Here is a 25,613-nt window from a genome sequence, read left to right as displayed (position 1 = left end):
AGACTAGGCCTCCGACCGGCACTTGATTAGCCGGTAATTGAGGGAATAATTGTCCCGTGATCGGTCCAAACCCCCCATGGACCTCCCCGCCTCCCCCGGCGCGCCACCCAGGAGCCCCCCGCCATGGCCCGCGATCTAAATGACACCCTGATCTTCGTGAGGGTGGTCGAACACGGCAGTTTCATCTCCGCCGCCCGCGCCCTGCAGCTGCCCAAGACCACGGTCAGCCGCAAGGTCCAGGAACTGGAAACCCGCCTCGGTGCGCAGCTGCTGCACCGGACCACGCGCAAGCTCGGCCTGACCGAAGCCGGCAACATCTACTTCGAACATTGCCAGCGCATCGCGCGCGAACTCGACGAAGCCGAGAGCGCGGTGGGCCAGTTGCAGGGCGGCCCACGCGGCTGGTTGCGCTTCACCGCGCCGTACTCGGTCGGCATCACCTGGATCGCGCCGCTGCTGGGCGAGTTCCATGCGCGCCATCCGGAAGTGCGCGTCGACATGGTGCTGACCAACGAAGCGCTGGACATCATCGACAAGGAAATCGATGTCGCCCTGCGCGTGGGCAACCTTCCCGACTCCAACCTGATCGCACGCAAGCTGGCCACGTTCCGTACCCAGGTCTATGCGAGCCCGAACTACATCGCCCGCCACGGCGAACCGCTGCACCCTGACGACCTGATCCACCACCGCACGGTGGCGATGCCGAAGTCGCGTCGCAACGGCCAGTATTTCTGGTCGCTGAGCGATGGCCAGCGAACGGTCGATTACCGCATCGACCCGGTGCTGCTCGCCAACGATCCGGCGCCGCTCAGTGGTGCGCTGTTGTGCGGTGAAGGGCTGATGCTGGCCAGCGACGTCACCGTGAAGGCCTATGCCGAGCAGGGTTACGTGCAGCGGGTGCTGGCCGGCTGGACCGGACCGGAGTACGAGTTCAACGCCGTGTTCCCGCGCGGCCGCGTGCAGTCACCGAAGGTGCGCGCGTTCGTCGACTTCCTGGTCGAGCGCCTCAACTTCGACGCCGACTACATGCAGGTGCTGTGCCCGAACGTGCGTGCGCGCTACCAGGCAGCGGAGAAGTCGGCCGCCGAAGCGATCACCGCCGAGCTGGCCAAGGTCGCCGGGCTGCCGGCGGCGAAAGCCAAGCGCAAGGCCAAGCCGCTGCAGGAGCCGGTGGGGTCGGAGATCGACGAAGAGGAGTGAGGCGGCACTCCCTTGGACTGGAGGGCCGCCCTAGCCCCGCAACCGCCAGGCCAACCCCGATACCCGCGCCGCGTGTCGCGCCAGCGCCGCACGCAGCACCGCGTCACTCGCGCACACATGCAGTTCGCTGCGTGCGCGAGTGACCGCCGTATACAGCAGCTCGCGCGACAAAGTCCGCGCGTCCTGCCGCGGCAGCAGCAGCCACACCGTGTCGAACTCCGAGCCCTGCGCCTTGTGCACCGTCATCGCGAACGCGCCGGTATGCGCCGGCAGCGCAGCGGGGTGGAAGCCGCGGACGCCTTCGCTGCCACCGGCAAACCAGGCCACGGTGTGGCCCTTGGCGTCGCGCTGGCAGACGCCGATGTCGCCATTGAACAATCCGTGGCGGTAACTGTTCTCCGTCACCAGCAGCAGCCTGCCATGGAAGTACGGATCGCGATGGGCACCGGCCAGCGCCTCTTCGATGCGGGCATTGAGCACGCCTGCACCCTGCGCGCCTTCGCGCAATGCGGTCAGCACGCGCAGGGCCGACGCACGTTGCAGGGCGACCACCGGGTCATCGAGTTCGAGCAACCCGCGCCAGACGGACAGCAGCGTTTCCCGCCGCGGCCCGACCAGCGGGTCGGTGACGCCCTCGTGGAAGTGGACGCCGGCGAGCGCGTTGGTGCGCAGCAGTTCGCTGGTGCGGTCGGCATCGCCGACACGCAGCGCGTCGGCGAGCGGCGCCAGGTCCAGCGACTGCGACTGGCGGTAACCACGCAGCAGCTGCACGCGGTGTCCGCTCAACGGGGTGCCCGCAGGCGATGCCGTTGCGGTGTCGCCAAGCAGGGGCTGCAGGCTCTGCGCCAATGACACCGGCAACGCCTCGCCCTCGCCTGCCGCATCGGTGATCGCGGCGAGCACATCGCCGGCCTCGATCGAGGGCAACTGGTCTCTGTCGCCGAGCAGGATCAGGCGGGCGCCATCGGCGACGGCCTCCACCAGCTTGCACATCAACGGCAGGTCCACCATCGACGCCTCGTCGACGACGATGACATCGAACGCGAGCGGATTGCCGGCGTCATGGCGGAAGCGCGGGCTGCCGGGGATCGTGCCGAGCAGGCGATGAAGGGTGCTGGCGGCCACGGGCAAGGCATCGCAGAGCGTGGCATCGACACCTTCGAGCCCGCGCAGTTGCAGGCTCGCCGCTCGCAGGCTCTCTGCCATGCGTTCGGCGGCGCGACCGGTCGGCGCGGCCAGCGCGATGCGCGGTGGTGGCAGGTCGGCGTGGCGTGCCTGGGCGATCAGCAACAGCAGCACGCGGGTGATGGTGGTGGTCTTGCCGGTGCCCGGGCCGCCGGTGACCAGCAGCAACGACTGCATCAGCGCCAGCGCGGCCGCGCGTGCCTGGCGATCGCCTTCGCGGGCGTTCGGGAACAGCGTGGCGAACAGCCAGGCCACGCCATCGACGCCATCGAACCGCGGTCGCGCCGTCGCGATGCGCAGCAGGCCGACGCCGAGTCGCCGCTCGTATTCGCGGTAGCGGCGCAGGTACAACAGGCCGTTTTCCCACACCAGCGGCCGGTCGCCGGCGGCAATCTCGTCGGCTTGCGGCTCGCTGACCCACTGCGAGCCCTGCAGCGCATCGCGCCACGCCCGCGCGTTGGGCCAGGCGACCGCGTTGTCCTGCAGCCACGACGGCTGCGCCGGGTCGAAGGCGGCGTGGCCGCGGGCGACGGACTGCGATGCCAGCGCTGCGGCGGCCAGCACGGTGTCGGGCGTATCGGCGCCGAACAGATCCGTGCTGGTATCGCGGCGACCCAGCCGGCGCAGGCTCTGGGCGAAGGCGTGGTCGAGTGTGTTGAGGGCGCCGGCGCGGTACAGCGCTTCGAGCAGGCTCATGCCGCACCTCCGGCGAAGAGCGAGTCGAGCGCGTCGACCAGGGCCGGATCGGGCGCATGGGCGTGGATACCCTCCCCCTCCGCCAGACCGCGGCAGAACAGGTAACGCACGCCACCGAAATCGCGTGCGTAGTCGTAGCCATCGCCGAGGCGGAAGCGCAGCCAGCGGTGCAGGGCCAGGGTGTAGATCAGCGCCTGCAGGTCATACTCGCTGTGCGCCATCGCAGCATCGAGGCTGGCCCGGTCGTAGGCCGGCAGCCGATTGGATTTGTAGTCGAGCACGTACCAGCGGCCGCCGACGGTGTAGGTCAGGTCGATCTTGCCGGTCATCAGGCCTTCGAGCCGGCGACGCGTGCCGAAGCCCTGGCGTGAGGCGACCACGCCACCGGCGTGCAGCACCTTGATCAGCGCATCGACGGCGGTTGGCTGCAGGGCGAAATGGAACTCGATCTCGGCGCGGCGGGCACCCGGGTCGAGATCGGACAGGCGACCGCCCTCGGGCAAGGTCGCGGTGAGCGTGTGGCCGGCCAGGCGCGTCAGGATCGGCAAGCCATCGGCGACGTCCTCATCGGCGTATCCGCCGGCGCGCAGGGCACCGGCGAGGACGTCTTCCTGTCCCGGCGGCGCGACGGCACCGTCCGACCAATGGCGCCACGCGCCGAAATCGGTGTGCTCGAGTGCGTCGTGCAGGACGTTGCCGAAGCGGCTGCCGCTGAAGCGCGGGTCGAAGGCCTCGACTTCGTCCGTGCGCGCCTCGGCCTCGACCGGCTCGTCGACCGCACCGCGCTCGTCCACCGCGACAACGACCTCCGCACCGGCCTCGGCCTGCGCCAGCTGGGTGAAGCTGTAGACCCACCAGTCGCGCGGGATCGCACGCTGCGGCAACCGCGCCGGCGCCACCTCGGTGGTCTGCATTGCGTTGAGCGGGGTGGTGACCGCGACGACGTCACCGCTGACGACGGACATGTCCGGGTGATCGCGCAGGGCACCGGCATCGGCGAGCATCTTCGCCAGGCGCGTCTTGTCCGCGGCATACAGCTCGCCGCTGGCCAGCCACAGCGCGAGGCCGGCGCGGGTCAGGCCGACATAGAGCAGGCGTGCATCTTCGGCGAGCTGCTCGTTGCGCCATTCGCTCGCCGCGTTCTTCCAGTCCGGATCGTCCTTGTCGATCTTCCAGCGCAGCTGGCGGCGATCGCCGTCGTGGACGATGCAATAGCGGTCGGCGCTGGGTGGCTGCCCGCCGATGGCGACGAACGGCAGGTACACCAGCGGGTATTCCAGGCCCTTGCTCTTGTGCAGAGTGACGATCTGCACGCACTGCGCGTCGGATTCCAGGCGCAGCAACTGCGCCTCATCGTTGGAGTCGGCTTCGGCGATGCGCCGGCAGAGCCAGTCGACCAGGCCATGCAGGCCCAGCGAACGCGCGTCGGCGTCCTGCAGCAGTTCGCCCAGCTGCAGGTAGTTGGTCAGGCGGCGCTCGCCGTCGAGCAGGCCGAGCAGTCGCTCTGCGTGCGCCGCGCACAGGTCCGACACCAGCGCGAACGGCCCGCTGCGTTGCCAGCGCTCGCGCCAGGCCATCGCGTCGAGCTGGTGCTGGCGGTAGGCGGTGCCGTCGCGTTCGAGCGAATCGATCGTGCACGCGTCCACGCCCAGCAGGACGGTGGCGAGCGCGGTGCGCAGGCGGCCATCGTCGGCGGGTTGCAGCAGCGCCTCGAACAGCATGCGCAGCTCCGCCGCCTCGTCGGTGGCGAACAGGCTCTGCATGCCGGCCGCCACCGCCGGGATGCCGACGGCGGTCAGCGCGCGCTGGATCCGCGTGGCTTCATGATGGCGGCGCACGAGGACGGCGATGTCGCCGGGCTGCACCGGTCTGCCATCGATCAGCGCCCGGCTCTCTCGGGCCCGCGACAGCACGTCGTGTATGGCGCCGACGCAGGCGTCGGTGGCCAGCTCGCGCGAACGCTCGGCGCTGTGGGCCTCGCCGTTGCGATCCGGACCGATCATGCGCACGACCAGGGCCGGGGCGGCGGCGCCATCGACCAGGAAATCCTCGTCGCGGCGCAGATCGCCCGGGTGGACCGGATGGAAGTCGATTCCCGGCACCACGAATGGCTTGTCGCCCGCGGCGGTGGCGTTGCCGTACAGCGATTCGATGGCGCGCAGCACGCCCGGACGCGACCGGAAATTGCGGTCCAGCGGCGGCGCGCGCTCGGCGACCGCGGCGGCGGCCAGGTAGGTATGCACGTCGCCGCCACGGAAGCCGTAGATGGCCTGCTTCGGATCGCCGATGAGGAACAGGGCGCCGTCGTCGTCATCGGCGGTGCGGCCCTTGCCGAAGACGCGGTCGAAGATGCCCCACTGGCGCGCGTCGGTGTCCTGGAACTCGTCGACCAGCGCGAAGGCGTACTGCTGGCGAAGGCGCTGCACCAGCTCCTCGCCGTGGTCGCTGCCGAGTGCGTTGGCGACATCATCGATCAGGTCGTCGTAGGTCTGCAGGCGCAGGGTCTGCTTGGTCTGGTGCAGGCGCCGGCGCGCGTCGGCGCGGACGCGGTGCAGCAGGTCGACGCGCTGACGGTCGTGCTCGCGGCGATGGCGGGCGCGCGCATCGAGATAGTCGCCGACGGCGACGAACAATGGCGAATGCGGGCATCGCGCGCGCAGCGCCGTCTTGGTCCTGTCGACCAGCGTGGCCTGGCGCAGGTTGGGTAGTTTCTCGTGGTACTCGTCGAACGGACCGCCGTGCTGGAGCTGTTGTTCCAGGGCGCTCCACAGTGGAGGGAGGTGCTCTCGCTTGTAACTGGACTTGTTCAGCAGCGCTTCGTCGATGGCATCCTCGAGTTTCCGCCGCGCCGCGTCTCCGTGGTCGGTGAAAACCTGCCTCAGTGTGCGGAACGCATTGTCGACGTCGTCGCGCGCACCGTCCTGCTCCGCCACGGGTGCCGGCTCCGGCAACAGCGGCACCGGTGCCAGCAGGTTGGGCAGGTCCTTGGCCAGTTCCTCCGGATTGCGCCACAGCGATGGCAGCAGCGTGGCGTCGTCGCCGTGCGCGGCGATGGCGCGCCACAGGTCGCGCGCTAGCGCGTCGCGCAGGTCGGCATCGCTGGTCAGCAGTTGCGGTGCGTCGAACGGCTGGTCGCTTTCAAGGGCGTGCTCGCGCAGCACGCGCGCGCAGAAGCCGTGGATGGTGAAGATGGCGGCCAGGTCGACTTCCAGCACTGCACGTTTCAGGCGGAACTGCAGCTGCTCGCGTCCCTCGCCGCTGGCCGCCAGGTGGTCTTCGATGACACGACGGGTGAGCACGACATCCGCGGACTCTTCGCCGCTGGCTGGCGTGCCGACCAGCGCGGCGGCACCCTCAAGCCGTTCGCGGATGCGCTTGCGCAGTTCCTGCGTGGCCGCTTCGGTGAAGGTGACGACCAGGATCGTGCCGATGCGCAGGTCGCGTTCGACGATCAGGCGCGTGACCAGCGTGGCCAGGGTGAAGGTCTTGCCAGTGCCGGCACTGGCCTCGATCAGGCGCACGCCGTGCAACGGCAGTGCCAGGTAGGGGTCGGAGGCGTTGAGCGCGAGGTTCATGCGCCACTCTCCGGCGCCGTCGCGCGATCGTATGCGGTGACGGCATCGAACACCCATTGAGTGGTCGCGGCGAAGGCGCTGCGCAGGCCTTCCTCGGCCAGCAGATCGCGGCCGCGCAGCGTGAGCCGGATTGCGTCGGCCTCCCCTTCGGCCCAGTTGCGACCGCCCTCGCCGGTCCAGCGGTCGGACATCTTCTTCCAGGCCTTTTCTTCGTCCATGCCTTCGCGCAGCGCGCTGTACAACGCCCAGCCGCTGTACGGCGCAAACGCGAGCGCCTCGCGCATCCCCTGCCCGCGCAGCTGCAACAGCCGGCGCAATGCCTCGCGCGCCGGCTCGGCGCGCAGTGCCGGGCGTTCAATCCGCTGCGCGCCATCGCCGTCGTCGTGGAACTGCACCAGCGGCATGCCTTGTCCCGCCGCACACAGCAGCAGCCAGTCCAGCCCGGCGCGAATCGTCGAGGGCCCATTGGGCTCGCCGATCCTTACGCGGGCCAGACCGTGGTCGTAGACGTTATCGATGCGGCCGCGCAGGACGGTGTCGTCGACGGTGGTCTCCACGGTCAGCGCCTGCGGGCGTCGGCTGCCGCGCCATTGCGCGTATTCCTTCGCGTAAGGCCGCGCCTGCCCGACCAGCGCTTCGAACTCGCGGCGGCCCAATGGGCCGGAGGGCAACAGCGCGCGCGCCAGCAGCCGTTCGTAGAGGCCATCGGTCTGTTGTTCAAGAAGGGCTTCGAGCACCGCACGCTGCAACAGCGCGCGCGACCAGCCACCGCCGGGCAGCAGCAGCGGCTCGGTGTCGTCGGCGGCCTCCACTTCGGCCGGCAGGCGCATGCCCATGCGCTCGCGCAGGAACTGGCCGGCCGGATCGCAGAGGAAGCGCCGCAGGCTGTCGAGCATCGTGACCTGCGCTGCATCGTCGTCCGCGGCCAGCGGGCCAGCAAGCCAGGGCGTCGGTGCATGACGCGCGCCGCCGCGCAGGTTGGCCGCCGGGTGCCATTCGTCGCGATAGCTGTAACGGCGCGGTTCGCCGGCATCGCCAAACGCTGCCGGCGCGAACGGCTGCAGCGGATGGCGGACGACCAGCGACTGCTTCGCGTCTGCGTCCGCCGCGTGGTAGTCGGCGATGACATTGAGCAGTTCCGACACCAGCACCGATGGCTCGCGCGGACTGCCGTCGCGCGGGTCGGCGCCCTGGTAACTCAGATAGAGCACGTCGCCGGCCGAAGCCAGCAACTGCAGGAACAGGAAGCGATCGTCTTCGCGCAGCGAGCGGTCGCCATGGCGTCGATGGGCGGTGCCGAGCTCGGCGCTCAGCCGGTTCAGGCCGGCCGCAGGATCGCGCCGCGGGTAATCGCCATCATTCAGGCCGAGCACGCAGATCGCGCGGAACGGCAGCAGCCGCATAGGCACCATCCGGCCGAAGCTGACGCCGCCGGTGAGCAACGGCGCACGCGTGTCGGCTTCGGACAGGCGCGCGGCGAAATGCGCGCGCACGACCTCGGCAGGCACGGGCGCATCGAAGCCGGCGCGTTGCGCGGACTGGGCGAAGTCGCCGATCAGCAGGCGCAGCCGTTCCAGCGCGCGTTGCCCGGCGGCGGCCGCCGGGGGCCGCAGGAACAAAGCATCCAGCAAGCCAAGCAGGCGTTCGCGCCACTGCGCCGGCGGCATCGACTCGGCCAGCGTGCGCTGGTGTCGGGCGAGCACGCGCATCAGGCGCAGCAGCGTGTCGAGCGCGTCGACCGCGCCGCCTTCCAGTTCCGGCCAGGGGGCGATGCCGGCGATGTCCTCGTCGCTGCCGCTGGCATAGCCGAGCAGCAGGCGGTCAAGGGCGAAGGACCAGGTGTAGGCGTCGTCGCGCGGCGCGTCGTGCTGCACGCGGTGGCCTGCGTCCAGGCCCCAGCGCACGCCGGCCTCCTCCAGCCAGCCGTGCAGGCGCTCCAGCGCGGGTGCATCCAGCCCGGCGGCACTGGCCAGGGGCGGACTGGCGAGCAGGTCGAGGATTTCGTTGAGGCCGAAGCGCGACACCGGCAAGGCCAGCAGGCGCAGGAAGAGTTCGGCCAGCGGTTCGCCGGCGAGCGGGCTGGCATCGGCCAGCGCGAACGGGATGTAGTCCTCGCGCCCTGCCCGCCCACCGAAGACCGCGTCGATGCAGGGAATGTACGGATCGATGTCGGGCGCAAGCACGGCGATGTCGCGCGGCTGCAGCGGCGGGTCGAATCGCGGGTCGTCGAGCAGCCCGCGCAGCTGGTCGTGCAGCACCTGCACTTCGCGCAGGCGCGTGTGGCAGGCGTGCACCTGCACGCTCGGGTCGTTGCGGTCCACCTGTGCACGCCACGGCGCCGGCGCACGCCGGTGCAGCAGGTCGCGCTGCAGGTGGCCGAGCATCGTGTCGTTTTCTGGCCGGTCGCCGTCGGCCGCTTCCGGATCGACGTAGTGCGCGTGTTCGTGCGAGGGATGCACGACTTCGTAGCTGCCCAGCACGGCAATGAAGTCGCGTCCCGCCGCACCCCAGGCCTGCAGCAGCGGGTTTTCGTCAGCCGGCGTGCCGAACGGGTCGTCGGCGCCGCTGCGCAGCTGCTCGGCCAGGGTCTGCAGGTCGCCCCAGTAACTGCGCGTCGGGCTGGGCAGATAGAAATGCAGCGTTCCGACCCGCGCCTGTGTGGCGATCACGCGCAACACATCGGGCGACATGTTCAAGGTGGCGAAGGCGAACAGGCGCGATGGCAAGCCCTTCGGCAGCGGACCCGACTCGTCGCCGAAACGCTGCAGGTACTCGCCGATTCGCTGCGCGCGATGGCCGCCGCCGGACGCCACGCGGCGCCACAGTGCCGCCTGCGGGTCGCCGGGTTCGTGCCCTGCCTCCCACGCCAGCAGCCAGTCGCGTCGCCAGGCCTGGTACTTCTCGAACACGCCCGCCAGCTCGCCCGCCAGCGACCACGGCTTGAGGGCATCGGCGCCCTGCAGGTAGGCGCGCAGCGGGCGCAATGCCGGCGTGCGCAGTGCGGCCGGGTCGCCCAGTGCGGCGTACAGGTGCCAGTGCAGCGTGTCGGCATCGAGGTCGTGGTCGCCGCCGGGCACGTTCGCGTCGAGGGAACGATGGACGAACTCGCCGGGCGTCAGGAACTCCAGGTTGGCGGCGATGCCGTAGGTCGTGGCGAGGGTCGCCTGCAGCCAGCGCCGCATCGCCACCTGCGGGATGAGGACGATGTCGGGTGCCAGCAGCGATTGTCCCGGCGCAGGGCTGCGCAGCTCCTGCGCAAGCAGCTGCGCCAGGATGTCCAGGGCGTTGGAATGGTAGAGACGGAAGTCGGGGCGGCCGGGCATCGCCGCTATCTTGCCGGAGCAGCGACGCAGGCGCTGAGACAGACCAGGGCGGCATGCCGGCAGCACAGCGCCCTTTTATTTGTGACTTTGTGGTTTTGCGACCTCCTGCCCCCGATCCCGTCGAGCATCCCGGTCGAACCTGCCACAATGCCCGCCCCGCTTCCCGTTCAGCCATGTCCGGCGACACTGCCGGCCTTGCTGCACGGCAGTTCCGGATAGCACCCTGCGCGCATGAACCACGAAGGCCCCATCGTCCGCCTCAACCAGCTCCGCCTCGATCGCGGCGGGCGTACGGTGCTGCACGACATCAACCTCGACGTGCCGCGCGGCAGCGTTGTCGCCGTGCTCGGTCCGTCCGGCAGCGGCAAGTCGACGCTGCTGGCCGCACTGACCGGCGAGCTGGCGCCGTCGGCAGGCAGCGTCGAAGTCTTCGGTCAGGCCGTGCCCCAGGGCCGGCGTGCACTGCTCGAGTTGCGCAAGGGCATCGGCGTGCTGCTGCAGGGCAACGGCCTGCTGACCGACCTCACCGCGGCCGAGAACGTCGCGCTGCCGATTCGCGCCCACACCAACCTGCCCGAGCCGGTGATCCGCCAGCTGGTGCTGATGAAGCTGCACGCGGTCGGCCTGCGCGCCGCCGCCGATGCCTACCCGCGCGAACTGTCCGGCGGCATGGCCCGTCGCGTCGCGCTGGCGCGTGCGCTGGCGCTGGACCCGCCGCTGATGATCTACGACGAGCCGCTGACCGGCCTGGACCCGATCGCCAGCGGCGTGGTGATGGCGCTGGTGCGCCGCCTCAACGAAACGCTCGGGCTGACCAGCATCGTGGTCACCCACCACGTCCACGAAACCCTGCCGGTGGCCGACCATGCCATCGTCATCGCCAATGGCGGCATCGTCTTCTCCGGCACCCCGGCGCAGCTGGCGGCGAGCGACGACCCGCTCGTGCAGCAGTTCCTGAAGGGCGAGCCGGACGGTCCGATCGCGTTCGACGCCGCGCCGCGCGCGACGGAGGCGGCATGATGCGCCCGCAGTCGAGGGAGATCTCCTGATGCCTTTCGTAGCCGCGACCCGTTCGCTTGGCCGCGCCGGCCTGTTTTCGCTGTCCGTGTTCCGGGCCTCGAAGCCGACCCCGGACTTCTTCCGCGAGCTGGTTCGCGAGATCTACAAGATCGGCGCACGATCGCTGCCGATCATTGCCGTTGGCGGTGCGTTCGTCGGCCTTTCGGTGACATTGCTGGGCTACCGCGCGCTCGAGACCTACGGCGCGACCGCCCAGGTCAGCGCCCTGCTCGGCCTGGGCATGTACCGAGAACTGGGCCCGGTGCTGACCGCCCTGCTCTTCATTGGTCGCGCCGGCAGCTCCATTGCCGCCGAACTGGGCCTGATGCGGGCCACCGACCAGATCACCGCCCTGGGGCTGATGGCGATCGACCCGGTCGGCAAGGCCGTGGCGCCGCGCTTCTGGGCGGCGGTGCTGTGCGTGCCGCTGCTGACCGGCTTCTTCTGCAGCTTTGCGATCAGCGCCAGCTACTTCGAGTCGGTGCACGTGATCGGGCTTGATGCCGGCACGTTTTGGCAGGTTTTGAAGGACAGCGTCGATTTTGTTGACGACTTCCTGATGGCGCTGGTGAAGTCGGCCGTGTTCGGCGGCACCGCCGCGCTGGTCGCTTCCTATGTCGGCTTCCACGCCGAACCGACCATCGAAGGCACCTCGGTCGCCACCACCCGCGCGGTGGTGAATGCCTCGCTGCTGGTGCTGATGTTCAATTTCGTCATGTCCGCCTTCCTCTTCCGCTAAGGCGACGCACTCCATGGTGCCTTTATGAGTATTCACCGATGAGCATCCGCGCCCCCCGTATCGAATTTGCCGTCGGCGCCTTCCTGTTGCTGGCCCTGGGCTCGCTGCTGGTGCTGGCCCTGGCCTCGACCAACGGCCGCTGGGGCCTTGGCAGCGATACCTACCCGTTGACCGCACGTTTCTCGACGATCGGCGCACTTCGCCCCAACGCACCGATCAAGATCGGTGGCGTGGCGATCGGACATGTCGACAAGATCGAAGTAGATCCCGTCAAGTTCGACACCGTTGTGACCATGGCGGTGAACAAGCGCTACGACAAGCTGCCGGCCGACACCGCCGCCAGCATCCTCACCAGCGGCCTGCTGGGCGAGAGCTACATCAATCTCGCTCCTGGCGGAGATCCCGAGTCGCTCAAGCCGGGCGACGAGATCTACCTGACCCAGTCCGCGGTGGATCTGATCCAGCTGGTCGGCAAATACATGTTCAGCGGCGGTGGCGCCAAGCCCTCCGACAATGCCGGCCAAGCCGCAGACCCCTCTGCCGACGTTCCCGACTACCTGAAGGGCGATGCCGCCCCCACGGACGAGACCAAGACAAAATGAACCAGTCCAACCGCGTTCTCTCCCTCATGATTACCGCCGCCCTGGCCGTGGCCGCGCCCGCCGCGGTGCTGGCGCAGGCAGCGCCGGCCGCCGCTCCGGCCGCCGCCAGCACCGCTCCGGCCGGTTCGCCGAGCGCGCTGGTGCTGAGCAACAGCACCCGCATCCTGGCGACGCTGGAAAGCCGTCGTGCCGAGTTCAGCAAGGACCGCTCCGCGCTGCGCCAGTTCATCGCCAGCGAATTCGACAATATCTTCGACCGCGACTACTCCGCCCGCCTGGTGCTGGGCGTGCATGGCCGCGGCGCTTCCGACGCCGACGTGAAGGTGTTCGCCGACGCCCTCGCCGACAGCCTGATGCAGCGCTACGGCTCGTCCCTGCTCGACCTCAACACCAAGCTCAAGGTGCGGGTGAAGTCGGAAACGCCGATCCGCGGCGGCGCCATCGTCAAGGTCTCGAGCGAGTACCTGCGCCAGGGCAACGAAGCCGTGCCGGTCGACTACCTGATGCGCAAGGTCGGCACGCAGTGGAAGGTGTTCGACGTGATGGTCGAGGGCGTCAGCTTCGTGCAGACGTTCCGCAACCAGTTCGATGCCCCGCTCAAGCAGAAGTCGATCCCGCAGGTGGCCGCCGACATCAAGGCGGGCAGGCTGCAGGCCCAGGCTGCAAGCAGCAACTGAGCATGACCACCGCGACGGTCCGCCAGGACGGTGACACCCTCGCCTTCAGCGGCGCGCTCGAGCGCGCCGCGGTTGCATCGCTGTGGGCGCAGCTGCGCACGCTCGGGCCGGGCCTGCGTCGCATTGACCTGGGTGCGGTCAGCCGGGTCGACAGCGCCGGACTGGCGCTGCTCTCGGAGCTGTGTGCCCGCAGTTCGATAGCCCAGGTCAATGGCGATCCGCCGGGACTGGCCGAACTGCGCGCCGCCTACCGCCTCGACGAAGCACTGAACTTCGCCAGCTGAGCCGTACGAACACTGCGTTCCGGCCACGGTCACGCCGGTGCCGGGCCGCGCCTTCCCCTGAGCCTCTACACTGCGACCCATGCGCCCCCACGCACCTCTTATCGCTCTAGTGCTCGCCTGCGTGCCGTTGTTCGGCCAAGCGCAGATCCTCACGCGTCCGTTGTCGGGCCAGCAGCGCGAGGAGTTCGATCGCTGCATGAAGGAAGCAGGCGAGGACGCCGCCAAGGCGCGCGCGTGCGTGAAAGCGTCGATTGACGGCCAACCGGCGACGCCGGAGCAGCCGCCGGCTACGACCGAGCCGGTGACGCCTGAGCCGGTGACGCCGGTACCGAGCGAGCCTGCGACGCCAGTCGAGCCGACGCCGCCGGAAGCTCAGCCGGAAACGCAGCCGCAACCCGAGCCGACACCGGCGCCGCAGACCGACGATCGCACCGACGCCGAGCGCGACTACGACGCCCTGTACGGCACGCCGGACGATGGCTATGCAGACCCGAACCTGCCGACGCCGGCGGTGATGCCCGCGATCTACGATCCGTGGGAGAAGTACAACCGGAAGATGCACAGCTTCAACAACGCCATCGACCGCGGTGTCGCGCGTCCGCTGGCGCGCGGTTACGTGAAGGTCGTGCCGCGTCCCTTTCGTCTTGGCATAAGCAACTTCTTCAACAACCTTGGCCAGCCGGTGTCGGCGGTCAATGCGCTGCTGCAGGGCAAGCCCAAGCAGGCAGGGCAGTCGCTGGGACGTTTCATCCTCAACACCACGCTGGGTATCGGCGGCATCTTCGATCCGGCCTCCGACGCCAAGCTGCCCAATCGTGGCGAGGATTTCGGCCAGACGCTTGGTGTGTGGGGCTGGAAGCGCTCGCGTTATGTCGAGCTGCCGCTGTTCGGGCCGCGTACGCTGCGCGACTCGCTGGGCATGGTCGGCGACGCGCCGCTGAGCCCGCTGCGCCAGGTCGAGGCCGACAAGGTGCGCATTCCGCTGCAGGGCCTGCAGCTGGTCGACATCCGCTCGCAGCTGCTGGCCACCGACAGCTTCCGCGAAGGCGCCGAGGACGACTACACGCTGGTGCGTGACGCCTGGATCCAGCGTCGCGACTACCAGATCCAGGGCGACCGCCTCAACGGCGACGAGACCGACACGCTGCCGGACTACCTGCAGGACGACAGCAATCCGCAGGTGCCGGTGGATGCGTTGCCGGTGATGCCGGCGGATGGTGGCTGATTCCAGGCGAAGCCTGGAATCGCCACACGCTCGCGGAGCGAGCGATCCGCCTATGCGCAGGGCCATACCCCGGCCCATTCGCGCCAAGGCGCGAACCGCCCCCTAACTAAGGGGGCCAGGGCAGTGCGACACCAACGGCTTCAATCGTCGGTCTGGTCTTCGATGTCGGCGCCGAGCAGGCGCAGGCTTTCCTCGGCCGGGAGGGCTTCGACGTCGCGCAGCTTGCGCGTCAGCACGCGGGTGCGGCGGCCGGTTTCCTCGATCTTGTTGCTGGCTTCGTCGAGCTTCTTCTTGACGCCGTCGAGGACGGTGCCGAACTTCGCGAACTCGGTCTTCACCGCGCCCAGCGTCTGCCAGACCTCGCTGGAGCGCTTCTCGATGGCGAGCGTGCGGAAGCCCATCTGGAAGCTGGTCATCAGCGCCAGCAGGGTGGTGGGGCCGGCTACCGCGATGCGGACGTCGCGCTGGAGGGCATCGACCAGGCCCGGGCGGCGCAGCACTTCGGCGTACAGGCCTTCGGTCGGCAGGAACAGGATCGCGAACTCGGTGGTGTGCGGCACCGCGACGTACTTTTCGCGGATGCGCGCGGCCTCGTGGCGGACGCGTCGCTCCAGTGCGTCGCCGGCAGCGCGCGCCAGTTCCGGTTCGCCGCGTTCCTGGGCGTCGAGCAGGCGCTCGTAGTCCTCGCGCGGGAACTTGGCGTCGATCGGCAGCCACACCGGAGCGTCGCCGGTCGAACCGGGAAAGCGCACGGCGAATTCGACGCGCTCGGTGCTGTCGGGGACGGTGGCGACATTGGAAGCGTACTGGTCCGGCGCGAACACCTGCTCGAGCAGGCCGGCCAGCTGCACTTCGCCGAACACACCGCGCGACTTCACGTTGGTCAGCACGCGCTGCAGGCCGCCGACGTCGGCGGCGAGCTTGTTCATGTCGCCCAGGCCCTGGTGCACCTGCGCCAGCATCTGGGTGACGTTGCCGAAGCTCTCGGTAAGGCGGGTTTCCAGCGTCGCGTGCAGCTTCTCGTCGACGGTGGCGCGCATCTGTTCGAGCTTGGCGGAGTTGTCGGCCTGCAACTCGCGCAGCTTGGCTTCAAGCGTCGCGCGCATCTCGACCATGCGCGCTTCGTTGTTGCGGGTCAGTTCGCCGACGCGGGCGTCCAGCGCGGTGGCGAAATCCTTCAAGGCCAGCGCAGTCTCGCTGCGTGCCTTGCGGGCGTCCTCGGTCAGTGCTTCGCGCAGGTCTTCCAGGCGCTGGTCGGTGCGCGCGGCGGCGTCGTTGAGGCGGGTGGCGAAGCCTTCGATCCGCTGTTCCTGCTGCATCGACAGACTGTCGAGCTGCTGCCGCAGCTCGCCGCGTCCGTCGCGCTGTTCTTCGCGCAGGGCGTGCTCGAGGCGGTCGAGATGGCCTTCGGGCTTGCGCAGCAGCAGGACGACGAGGAGGACGATCGCGGTGATCACCGCGACGAGCAGGACGAGCAGCAGCAGGGACGGATCGGGCATGGCGTCAGTCTAGCCGGTCCGGTCTCAATGCCTGAGAACCGGTGCTTCCCCGGGTGCGGCCGTTGGCCTTACCCGGGCTACGCCCGAAGCGGCGCGCCCGGATGAGGCCTTGGGTTACGTAGCCCGGGTAAGCGCAGCGCACCCGGGTCGTGCCATCGGTCAATCAACCACGCGGCAGAACACGGCCTTGAGGTAACGCGACTCCTGCACCTGCGCCAGCCACGGATGATCGGCGCCGGCGCCGGCCACCTTCAGCACCTGCACGGTGCGTCCGGCATAGAACGCCGCACGACGCAGCATGTCGAGGAACTGCTCCTCGCTGACCAGGCCGGTGCACGAGAACGTCGCGAACAACCCGCCCGGCTTGACCACGCCCATGGCGAGCTTGTTCATGTCGAGGTACTTCTTCAGCGCCGGAATGATCTGCTCGCGGTCGCGGGTCATCTTGGCCGGGTCGAGGATGACCACGTCGTACTGGTCGCCGCGGATGCCGGCGTCGCGCAACCACGGAAAGATGTCGGCCTGGATGAAGCGCGGGCGGACGTTGTTGAGCTTGCCGTTGGCCTTGGCAATTTCGATCACGTCGGCGTCGATGTCCACGCCGATCACTTCCTCGGCCCCGCGCGCCGCCGCGTACACAGCGAAACCGCCGGTGTTGCAGCACAGGTCGAGCACGCGCTTGCCTTCGACCTGCTGCGACAGCCACTCGCGGTTCTCGCGCTGGTCGGCGAAGAAGCCGGTCTTGTGGGCACCGGCCGGATCGGCGCGGAACTTGATGCCGTACTCGCTGATCACCGCCGGCTGGACCGGTTCGCTGCCGCGGAAGTCGAAGCTTTCCTGCTTCTGCACGTGCTCGTCGGCGAAGCTGTAGAAGCGGCAGCCCGGGAACTGCGCCTTGAGCGCTTCGTAGATCCATTCGCGGTGGCGGAACATGCCGGCGCTGAAGAACTCCACCACCAGCAGGTCGCCGTAGCGGTCCACGACCAGGCCCGACAGGCCGTCGCCTTCGCTGTGGCACACGCGCCAGGCGTCACTGACGGCGTCCAGCTTGAGCACGTCGCGACGCAGCGAGACGGCCGCGGCGATCTTGCGCGCGAACCAGGCGGCGTCGACCTCGACGTCGGGGTTGGTTTCCAGGATGCGCACGGCAATGCGCGAGTGGCCGTTGTAGAAGCCGCGGCCGATCCAGTCGCCCTCGACCCCATGGACATCGACGATCGTGCCGGGCTTGGGTTTCTGCGCGGGCTTTTCGACCAGGCGCTGGAAGATCCAGGGGTGGGTGGATTTCCAGGCGTTCTTGAGGTGTACAGCGGGGTAGGGGGCGTTCATCGGTGCATTTTACGGGGTAGGGGCGTGGCGGGATGATCAAACCCGAACAGACCGGCTTGTTTTCGCCGCCCGCCGGATCAATCTGCTCAACATGCACCTGCCCACGCCCGAAGCCGTCCCCGATACCCCGGCCCAGCGCAAAGCCGACAAGCGCCGCTGGCTGCGCGCCTTCAACCTCAGCCTGGCCTTCGTGCTGGTGCTGGCGGCGGTGTTCAGCGCCCAGGGCCATTTCGACGTCGCCGCCTGGACCGTGCAGCCGTGGTCGCTGCAGGGGCTGCTGGGCCTGCTGGCCGCGCCGCTGCTGCACGGCTCGTTCGAGCACCTGGCGGCCAACTCGATTGCCCTGCTGATGCTCGGTACGCTCGCCGGCGGGCTGTACCCGCGGGCCACGCTGCGGGCGCTGCCGCTGATCTGGGTGGGTTCCGGGCTCGGCGCCTGGCTGCTGGGCGATCCCGGTTCGCATCATCTCGGCGCCAGTGGCCTCAGCCACGGCCTGATGTTCCTGGTGTTCGTCCTCGGCCTGCTGCGCCGCGACCGCGCCAGCATCGCCGCGGCCATGCTCGCCTTCATGTTCTACGGCGGCATGCTGCTGACCATCCTGCCGCGCGAGCCGGGCGTGTCCTGGCAGGCGCACCTGGGCGGTGCGGCGGCCGGCGTGCTGGCGGCGTGGCTGCTGCGTCGGGCGGATCCGTTGCCGCCGCGCAAGCGCTACAGCTGGGAAGACGAGGAAGACTCGATGGTGCCGGCAAACGACGAGCTGGAGCCGCCGAGCCCGCGCGAAGTACCGGTGCTGTGGAACCGTCCGGACCAGCAGCCCGGCACCGTGCTGCGCTTTCCCCGGCGCAGGGAACCGTAAGCCCTTCAGCGCCCCAGCTGGCTTCGCCGCGCGCGGGTGGCTGCGCTATGTGGCTGGCGGGCAGGGAAGCAGCAGCTGACGTCAGGGCGTTCCCCCGGTGCGGCCGAGCCTAGCCCGGCCGGCATTTGGCCCGACAGGCCGGCGGTGCTAGCGTCGCGGCCTGACATCGGGAACCGGATCCGGACATGCGCACTGCCGCGTTGCTCAGCCTTGCCTTGTTGCTTGTTGCCTGCCAGCGCGAGACCGCCGCGCCTGTCGCCCAGAAGAAAGAGGCCTATGACGCGTCGGCCGGCGCCGACGCGCGCCGCATCGAGGCCGATGTGCGCTTCCTCGCCGACGACCTGCTCGAAGGTCGCGAGGCCGGCACGCGCGGCTATGACGTGGCGTCGCTGTATGTCGCCCAGCGCATGCGCGCGCTGGGACTGGCTCCGGCGGGCGACGACGGCAGCTATTTCCAGCGCGTGCCGATGCTGCGCGGCGTGATCCAGGCCGAAGGCAACGAGCTGGTGATCAATCGCGACGGCCAGGGCCGGGCGCTGGTGTTCGGCGAGGAGTTCCTGCCGAACGTCAACTACAACGAGGCCGACGCGCATGTCGAGGCGCAGGCGGTGTTCGTGGGGCAGGGCGTGCATGCGCCTGAGCTCGACCACGACGATTTCGCCGGGGTCGACGTCAAGGGCAGGATCGCGGTGCTGTTCAACGGTGCGCCGGCCCGCTTCGACAACGATCGCCGCGCCTTCTATTCCTCCAGTCGCACCAAGGCCGAGGAACTGGTCCGCCGCGGCGCCGTCGGCGTGATCGTGGTGCAGAGCGACGAGGACGAGAAGAAGCGGCCGTGGGCGCGCGCGGCCAGCAACTGGAACCGCCCGGGCATGCGCCTGCGCGGCAGCGACGGCAAGGGCATCGACACCTGGCCGCAGCTGAAGGTGGCCGCGAGCATCAGCGCCGCCAGCGCCGATGCGTTGCTGTCGGCCAATGGCCGCAGCGCCAAGGGCCTGTTCAAGGACCTGCGCGACGGCAAGCTGCGCGCGTTCGAACTGCCGGGCACGGTCAAGCTGGCGGCACGCACGATGATCACGCCGGTGGACTCGCGCAACGTCGTCGCCCGCATCGACGGCACCGACGAGGCGAAGAAGTCCGAGTACGTGGTGTTCAGCGCCCACCTCGACCACGTCGGCATCGGCGCGCCGGTAAACGGCGACGCGATCTACAACGGCGCGCTCGACAATGCGCTCGGCATCGCGGTGATGCTGGAAGCCGCCAATCGCCTCGCCCACGCACCGGCACCGACGCAGCGCTCGCTGCTGTTCGTCGCCGTGACTGCCGAGGAGAAGGGCCTGCTCGGCGCGGATTGGTTCGCGCGCAATCCGACCGTGCCGCGCGAGTCGCTGGTGGCCAACGTCAACATGGACATGCCGATGCTGCTTGCGCCGACCGCCGACGTCGTGCCGATCGGCATCGAGCACTCCAGCCTGCAGGCACTGGTGCAGCAGGCGGCGAAGGAGGTTGGCGTCGACCTGTCGCCGGATCCGTCGCCGGAAGAAGTGGTGTTCGTACGCAGCGACCAGTACGCCTTCATCCGCGCCGGCGTGCCGGCGGTGTACCTCGACGGCGGCTACAAGGGCGTTGACGGCGCGGGTGCGGGCGAGGCCGAGGGCGCGCAGAAGATCCAGGAGGAATTCCTGCGCCAGCGCTACCACCAGCCCGGTGACGACATCAACCAACCTATCCAGTACGCCGACGCGGCGCGACTGGCCCGGCTCAATGCCCGCATCGGCACCCTGATCGCCGACGCGCCGCAGCGTCCGGCCTGGAATGCCGGCGATTTCTTCGGCGAGCGCTTCGGCAAGCAGGCCGCCGCCGGAGCGGAGGCGCACGCGCAATGAAGACGCTGGGCCTGATCGGCGGCATGAGCTGGGAATCGACGGTGCCGTACTACCGGCTGATCAACCAGACCGTGAAGGAGCGCCTGGGTGGCCTGCATTCGGCGCGGCTGCTGCTGTACAGCGTCGACTTTGCGGAGATCGAACGCCTGCAGATGAGTGGCGACTGGGACACCGCCGGCCAGGTGCTGGCCGACGCCGGACGCGCACTGCGTGCCGGCGGCGCCGAGCTGCTGGTGATCTGCACCAACACCATGCACAAGGTCGCCGACGCGGTGGAAGCCGCCAGCGGCCTGCCGTTGCTGCACATTGCCGACGCCACCGCCGACGAGATCCGCGCCCAGGGCCTGCAGCGCGTGGGCCTGCTCGGCACCCGCTTCACGATGGAACAGGACTTCTACCTCCAGCGCCTGGTGGGCCATGGCCTGGAGGTACTGATACCGGAAGCCGACGACCGCGGCATCGTCCATCGCGTGATCTACGACGAACTGTGCCTTGGCCAGGTCCGCGACGAGTCACGCCAGCAGTACCGCCGGATCATCGCCGACCTCGTCGCGCGCGGCGCCCAGGGCGTGATCCTGGGCTGCACCGAGATCGGTCTGCTGGTCGGCAACGACGACGCCAGCGTGCCGCTGTTCGACACCGCGGCACTGCATGCGCGCCATGCCGCGCTGGCAGCGCTGGACTGAACGCAGCGCCCCTGCGGGCGGGAAGAAGGTGACCTTCGGCCGATGCCCGGTCACCGGGCGCGGCTAAACTCGCCGCTTTCAACCCCCGCAGGATGCCGTCATGTCGCAGTGGTACTTCGTCTCCGCCGGTAGCACGCAGCGCATCGGCCCGCTTGATCCGGCCGCTGCCCAGGCGCACGCGCGCCGCAATCCCGCCGATCTGTGCTGGCGCGAGGGCATGGCCGGCTGGCAGGCGGTGAAGTCGGTGCCGGAGTTCGCCGAGTCGGTCGGCACCACGCCCGCGCACGTGCCGCCGTCGCCGCCGCCGTCGCGTGGGCGCAGCGACGACATCGACTTCCGCATCGTCGGCAACGACATGCAGTTCGTCGAGGTCGAGCTCGACCCGGGCGAGAGCGCGATCGCCGAAGCCGGTGCGCTGATGTACAAGGACGCCTCGATCCAGATGGACACGGTGTTCGGCGACGGCCGCCACACCGGCCAGGGCGGCCAGGGCGGTGGCCTCATGGACAAGCTGATGTCGGCGGGCAAGCGCGTACTGACCGGCGAGAGCCTGTTCACCACGGTGTTCACCCACTCAGGCAACGGCAAGGCGCGCGTCGCGTTCGCCGCGCCGTACCCGGGCACCGTGCTGGCGATGAAGCTCGACGAGCACGGTGGCCGCCTGATCTGCCAGAAGGACAGCTTCCTGGCCGGCGCGCGCGGCGTCACCGTCGGCATCCACTTCCAGCGCAAGATCCTCACCGGCCTGTTCGGCGGCGAGGGTTTCATCATGCAGAAGCTCGAGGGCGACGGCTGGGTGTTCGTCCATGCCGGCGGCACCGTGGTCGAGCGCGAACTGCGCGCCGGCGAGCGGCTGGATGTCGACACCGGCTGCGTGATGGCCTTCCACGACAGCGTGCAGATGGACGTGCGCGCGGTCGGCGGCATCAAGAGCATGCTGTTCGGCGGCGAAGGGGTGTTCCTGGCCACGCTGACCGGCCCGGGCAAGGTCTGGCTGCAGTCGCTGCCGTTCTCGCGCATGGCCGGACGGATGCTGGCCGCGGCGCCGCAGGGTGGCGGGCAGAATCGTGGCGAGGGCTCGGTGCTGGGTGGGTTGGGACGCATCCTGGACGGCGACAACGGTTTCTGACGGTGACGGATCCCGGGTGCGGCGTTGCCTTACCCGGGCTACGAACCAGACCGCGCCGGGTAGCCCGGGTAAGGCAACGCCGCACCCGGGTAGCGCTGCGGTGAACGGTTGCTACGGCAGTCCGATTTCCCCCGCCCGCCTGGCTGTATGCTGCGCCGCTGATCGCCCGAGCCGCCTGTTACCCATGAAGCCGTCCACCGCCCTGCGCCCGCTGCTGCTGGCCTCCTTCGCCTTCCTGCTCGCTGCCTGCGGGGGTGCTGAGGTCGTCAAGCCGACGCCGCCGCCGGTGGTGGTCACGCCGCCTGCGCCGCCGCCGAAGATCCGCATCGGCGTCGCCCTGGGCGGCGGTGCGGCCAAGGGCTTCGCGCACATCGGCGTGATCAAGATGCTCGAAGCGAACGGCTTCCAGCCCGAGGTCGTGTCCGGTACCAGTGCCGGCAGCGTGGTCGGGGCGATGTATGCCAGCGGCATGGACGCGTTCGCGATGCAGAAGCAGGCGTTCGCCCTCGACGAGACGAAGATCCGCGACTACAGCTTGTTCTCCGGCGGCGTGGTGAAGGGCCAGAAGCTGCAGGACTACGTCAACCAGCAGGTCGGGCAGAAGACCATCCAGCAGATGCGCAAGCCGTTCGCTGCGGTCGCCACCCAGCTGGAAACAGGCGAGCGCACGGTGTTCGTGCGCGGCAACACCGGCCAGGCGGTGCGCGCTTCCAGCAGCATCCCCGGCGTGTTCGAACCGGTGACCATCGGCCAGTACCACTACGTCGACGGCGGCGTGGTCAGCCCGGTGCCGGTGGATGCGGCACGCCAGCTCGGCGCCGACTTCGTCATCGCCGTCGACATCTCCAGCAAGGCCAGCGGCAAGAACCCGGGCAGCGTGCTGGGCAACATCAACCAGTCGATCACGATCATGGGCCAGCGCCTGGGCCAGCAGGAGCTGGCGCGCGCCGATGTCGTCATCCGCCCGAGCGTCAACGAGATCGGTCCGGCCGATTTCGAGCAGCGCAACAACGCGATCATGGAAGGGGAGCGTGCGACGCTGGCGGCGATTCCGCAGATCCGCGCGAAGCTGGCGCAGCTGCAGCGCGCGCGCATCGCCGCGCAGGCGGCGAAGGTGCCGGTGGTTGCGCCGGTGAAGATCGATCCGGTATGCGAGAAGGAAGGCTTCCGCCTCGGCAGCCTGTTCGGGCGCGATGACAAGTGCGAGGCAGCGCAGGCTTTGGCGCCCTGAGTCCCCTGCGAGCAGGGGGAGGCGCTTAGGCGGCCTCTTGCCGCACCAGCGGCGCCGTCTTGCGCGGCCGGCTCGGCCAGGCGTGACGCAGGATCCGCCAGATCACCTCACCGAACTGCTTGGGCAGCGAGCCGGTGTTGTAGTGCTGGCCGTAGCGCGCGCAGATCTCGCGCACTTCCGTCGCCATCTGCGAATAGCGGTTGGCCGGCACGTCCGGATAGAAGTGATGCTCGATCTGGTGGCTCAGGTTGCCCGACATCACGTTGAGCAGGCGGCCGCCGGCGATGTTCGATGAGCCGCGCAGCTGGCGCAGGTACCAGTGGCCGCGCGATTCGTTGCGCACCGATTCCTTCGGGAAGGTCTCGACGTCCGCGGTGAAGTGGCCGCAGAAGATGATCATGTAGGTCCACAGGTTGCGCAGGACGTTCGCCACCACGTTACCCAACAGCACCGGCAGGAAGAACGGACCGGCCAGCAGCGGGAACACGATGTAGTCCTTCACCACCTGGCGGCCCATCTTGCGCGCGACCGGACGCAGCGCCTTGCGCATCTGCGCATTGCTGGTCTTGCCGGCGATCCAGCGGCCCACCTTCAGGTCCTGTATCGCCACGCCCCACTCGAACAGCAGCGCGAACACCACCGCCACGATCGGCTGCACCAGGTAGAACGGGCGCCAGCGCTGCTCGGGGAAGATCCGCAGCAGGCCGTAGCCGATGTCGTCGTCCATGCCGCGCACGTTGGTGTACGTGTGGTGCTTGTAGTTGTGGGTCTTGCGCCAGTTGTCGCTGGTGCCGGCGATGTCCCATTCGTAGGTCTTGCCATCGAGATGGGGGTCGCGCATCCAGTCGTACTGGCCGTGCATGACGTTATGGCCCAGCTCCATGTTCTCCATGATCTTGGCCAGCGCCAGCAGCAGCGTGCCGGCGATGCAGCCCGGCCAGAACAGCGCCGGCAGCAGCGTGCTGCCGAGGATCGCGCCGGCGAACAGCAGCACGCGCCCGGCCACGCCCATGTAGCGCACGGTCTTGACGATGGTGCGGATGTAGTCGGCATCGCGCTGGCCGAGCGTGGCGACGGTGCGCGCGCGCAGGGCGTCGAGTTCCTCGCCGAAACGGTCGAGTTCGGCTGGCGTCAGCGGGCGGTTGCGGTGCTGGGTCTTGGCGGCAGTCGGGGCGGTCATTCGATCGCTCACAGGTCGAGTACGAGGTCGCTGGAGGCGGCGTTGACGCACAGCCTCAGCGCGGACACCGGTTCGCCGATGGCGTCGCCGGTATGCAGGTGTCGGGTGGTGCCGGACACCTTGCCGCAGGCACAGGTGTTGCAGATGCCCATGCGGCAGCCGCTGGCGAGCTTCAGGCCCTGGCCTTCCAGTGCGGTCAGCAGCGACTGCCCGCGCGGCACGCTCAGGGTTCGTCCGCTGGCGGCGAGGGTGACCTCGACGTGGCCGCCTTCCTCGATGAGCCGCGCCGGCGGCGTGAACGCTTCGGCGGCGAAACTGCGCGCGTTGGCCCCGGCCAGTGCGCGTGCGCTGTCGACGAAGCCACCGGGACCGCAGGCGTAGACGTCGCGATCACCAAGGTCGGAAACCAGGGACGACAACAGCGCTGCGTCGATGCGACCGCGGTGCTCACCGTCCATCAGCGTGCTTTCGCGGGTCAGGACGAAATGCACCACGAAATTCGGATGCTGCTTCGCCAGCGCGCGCAGCTCGTCGACGAAGCACAGCTCGTCGCGGCTGCGTGCCCAGTAGAGGAGCATCAGCGGCGTCGACGCGCCATTGGCGACATGGGCGCGCAGCAGCGACATCAACGGCGTGATGCCGCTGCCGGCAGCAAGGAACAGCCAGGCACCATCGGCGCCCTGCGGCCAGGTCATCTCGCCGAAGGCCTGGCCGAGATCGACCACGTCGCCGACGCGCGCGTCCTGGCACAGGTGGCGACTCATGCGACCGCCTTCGATGTGCTTGACCGTCACCGCGATCCGGCCGTCGGCGCGCGGGGCGTCGCTGAGGCTGTAGCTGCGGGTCATCCGCACGCCGTCGATCTCCACGCCCAGGTTGACGTGCTGGCCCGGGCGGAAGCCGCGCCAGTGGCGGTTGGGCTGCAGCAGCAGGGTCACGGCATCGCGCGACTGCGCCTGCCTGGCAACGATCCGCGCCAGCGGGCGCTCCCAGGTCCAGGTCGGATGCAGGCGCGAGGCCCAGAAATCGAACACATCCGGGGCAACCCAGGTGCGCAGCAGCGACAGCGGGCTCCTCGGACGAACGACGCGAGGGCCGCGGGGGCGGGTAACAGCGTTCATGGGAACACTATACAGACACGCATACAGGCGTGTATACACCTGTGCATTAATTACCGGGACCTGGCCAAGTGCCGGTGCGCCGGGTCCCGGGTGCGCTTCGCTTACCCGGGCTACGCGCCGGGATATACGTT

18 protein-coding genes and 1 pseudogene are annotated in these 25,613 nt (G+C 69.2%); 12 read left to right on the top strand and 7 right to left on the bottom strand.

What is annotated here, in order from left to right:
* Positions 1-123 precede the first annotated feature (123 nt).
* Positions 124-1,029: pseudogene (locus MNR01_RS11045) on the top strand (LysR substrate-binding domain-containing protein); the annotation flags it as partial.
* A 201-nt stretch (positions 1,030-1,230) separates the two neighbouring features.
* Here the strand turns inward: MNR01_RS11045 and recD are convergent.
* The 3 genes from recD to recC are packed head-to-tail and all read right to left on the bottom strand — an operon-like array spanning position 1,231 to position 9,979.
* Positions 1,231-3,081 (bottom strand): exodeoxyribonuclease V subunit alpha, encoded by a 1,851-nt coding sequence (gene recD / locus MNR01_RS11040; RefSeq protein ID WP_241917858.1) that lies wholly within the window; start codon positions 3,079-3,081, stop codon positions 1,231-1,233.
* Positions 3,078-6,656, bottom strand: coding sequence for an exodeoxyribonuclease V subunit beta (gene recB / locus MNR01_RS11035; RefSeq protein ID WP_241917857.1), 3,579 nt, complete (start codon positions 6,654-6,656; stop codon positions 3,078-3,080). Before recB ends, recD begins: the two co-directional genes overlap by 4 nt.
* The gene (recC, locus tag MNR01_RS11030; RefSeq protein ID WP_241917856.1) at positions 6,653-9,979 is read right to left on the bottom strand and encodes an exodeoxyribonuclease V subunit gamma; all 3,327 of its coding nucleotides are present in this window, start codon (positions 9,977-9,979) and stop codon (positions 6,653-6,655) included. The genes recB and recC overlap by 4 nt, the downstream gene beginning before the upstream one ends.
* Positions 9,980-10,210: 231 nt before the next feature.
* Between recC and MNR01_RS11025 the strand changes: the two genes are divergently transcribed.
* From MNR01_RS11025 to MNR01_RS11000, 6 genes are all read left to right on the top strand, one after another.
* Entirely contained in the window at positions 10,211-10,999 is a 789-nt protein-coding gene (locus MNR01_RS11025; RefSeq protein WP_241917855.1) for an ATP-binding cassette domain-containing protein, read from the top strand.
* A gap of 28 nt (positions 11,000-11,027) precedes the next feature.
* On the top strand, positions 11,028-11,777 hold the full coding sequence (locus MNR01_RS11020) for an MlaE family lipid ABC transporter permease subunit (RefSeq protein ID WP_200607968.1): 750 nt from the start codon (positions 11,028-11,030) through the stop codon (positions 11,775-11,777).
* 38 nt (positions 11,778-11,815) lie between these two features.
* Complete coding sequence (mlaD, locus tag MNR01_RS11015; RefSeq protein WP_241917854.1) at positions 11,816-12,379, top strand: outer membrane lipid asymmetry maintenance protein MlaD; 564 nt, start codon at positions 11,816-11,818, stop codon at positions 12,377-12,379.
* Positions 12,376-13,056: an ABC transporter substrate-binding protein gene (locus MNR01_RS11010; protein ID WP_241917853.1), complete on the top strand. Its 681-nt coding sequence runs from the start codon at positions 12,376-12,378 to the stop codon at positions 13,054-13,056. The genes mlaD and MNR01_RS11010 overlap by 4 nt, the downstream gene beginning before the upstream one ends.
* A gap of 2 nt (positions 13,057-13,058) precedes the next feature.
* The gene (locus MNR01_RS11005; RefSeq protein WP_241917852.1) at positions 13,059-13,340 is read left to right on the top strand and encodes an STAS domain-containing protein; all 282 of its coding nucleotides are present in this window, start codon (positions 13,059-13,061) and stop codon (positions 13,338-13,340) included.
* A gap of 79 nt (positions 13,341-13,419) precedes the next feature.
* Positions 13,420-14,565 carry a VacJ family lipoprotein gene (locus MNR01_RS11000; RefSeq protein ID WP_241917851.1) on the top strand — a complete coding sequence of 382 codons (1,146 nt, stop codon included), beginning with the start codon at positions 13,420-13,422 and terminating at the stop codon, positions 14,563-14,565.
* A 140-nt stretch (positions 14,566-14,705) separates the two neighbouring features.
* Here the strand turns inward: MNR01_RS11000 and rmuC are convergent, their stop codons facing one another.
* Both rmuC and MNR01_RS10990 read right to left on the bottom strand, forming a co-directional pair.
* Positions 14,706-16,064: a DNA recombination protein RmuC gene (rmuC, locus tag MNR01_RS10995; RefSeq protein ID WP_241917850.1), complete on the bottom strand. Its 1,359-nt coding sequence runs from the start codon at positions 16,062-16,064 to the stop codon at positions 14,706-14,708.
* Between the two features lie 159 nt (positions 16,065-16,223).
* The gene (locus MNR01_RS10990; RefSeq protein ID WP_241917849.1) at positions 16,224-17,393 is read right to left on the bottom strand and encodes a class I SAM-dependent rRNA methyltransferase; all 1,170 of its coding nucleotides are present in this window, start codon (positions 17,391-17,393) and stop codon (positions 16,224-16,226) included.
* Positions 17,394-17,484: 91 nt separating this feature from the next.
* On the opposite strand from MNR01_RS10990, the gene MNR01_RS10985 reads away from it, so the two are divergent.
* The 5 genes from MNR01_RS10985 (at position 17,485) to MNR01_RS10965 (ending at position 23,181) form a co-directional block, all read left to right on the top strand.
* Entirely contained in the window at positions 17,485-18,249 is a 765-nt protein-coding gene (locus MNR01_RS10985; RefSeq protein WP_241917848.1) for a rhomboid family intramembrane serine protease, read from the top strand.
* Between the two features lie 185 nt (positions 18,250-18,434).
* Positions 18,435-20,135 (top strand): M28 family metallopeptidase, encoded by a 1,701-nt coding sequence (locus tag MNR01_RS10980; protein ID WP_241917847.1) that lies wholly within the window; start codon positions 18,435-18,437, stop codon positions 20,133-20,135.
* Positions 20,132-20,821, top strand: a complete 690-nt coding sequence (locus MNR01_RS10975) for an aspartate/glutamate racemase family protein (RefSeq protein ID WP_241917846.1) — start codon at positions 20,132-20,134, stop codon at positions 20,819-20,821. Before MNR01_RS10980 ends, MNR01_RS10975 begins: the two co-directional genes overlap by 4 nt.
* Before the next feature lie 100 nt (positions 20,822-20,921).
* On the top strand, positions 20,922-21,950 hold the full coding sequence (locus MNR01_RS10970; protein ID WP_241917845.1) for a TIGR00266 family protein: 1,029 nt from the start codon (positions 20,922-20,924) through the stop codon (positions 21,948-21,950).
* 184 nt (positions 21,951-22,134) lie between these two features.
* Positions 22,135-23,181 (top strand): patatin-like phospholipase family protein, encoded by a 1,047-nt coding sequence (locus tag MNR01_RS10965; RefSeq protein WP_241917844.1) that lies wholly within the window; start codon positions 22,135-22,137, stop codon positions 23,179-23,181.
* Between the two features lie 25 nt (positions 23,182-23,206).
* Here the strand turns inward: MNR01_RS10965 and MNR01_RS10960 are convergent, their stop codons facing one another.
* Both MNR01_RS10960 and MNR01_RS10955 read right to left on the bottom strand, forming a co-directional pair.
* The gene (locus MNR01_RS10960) at positions 23,207-24,361 is read right to left on the bottom strand and encodes an acyl-CoA desaturase (RefSeq protein ID WP_241917843.1); all 1,155 of its coding nucleotides are present in this window, start codon (positions 24,359-24,361) and stop codon (positions 23,207-23,209) included.
* Positions 24,362-24,369: 8 nt separating this feature from the next.
* Entirely contained in the window at positions 24,370-25,482 is a 1,113-nt protein-coding gene (locus tag MNR01_RS10955) for a ferredoxin reductase (RefSeq protein WP_241917842.1), read from the bottom strand.
* Positions 25,483-25,613: the final 131 nt, after the last annotated feature.

Source organism: Lysobacter sp. S4-A87 (assembly GCF_022637455.1).
Lineage (GTDB): Bacteria > Pseudomonadota > Gammaproteobacteria > Xanthomonadales > Xanthomonadaceae > Lysobacter_J.
The sequence above is the reverse complement of the archived record's forward strand: the minus strand, read 5'-3'. Positions and strand labels throughout refer to the sequence as shown.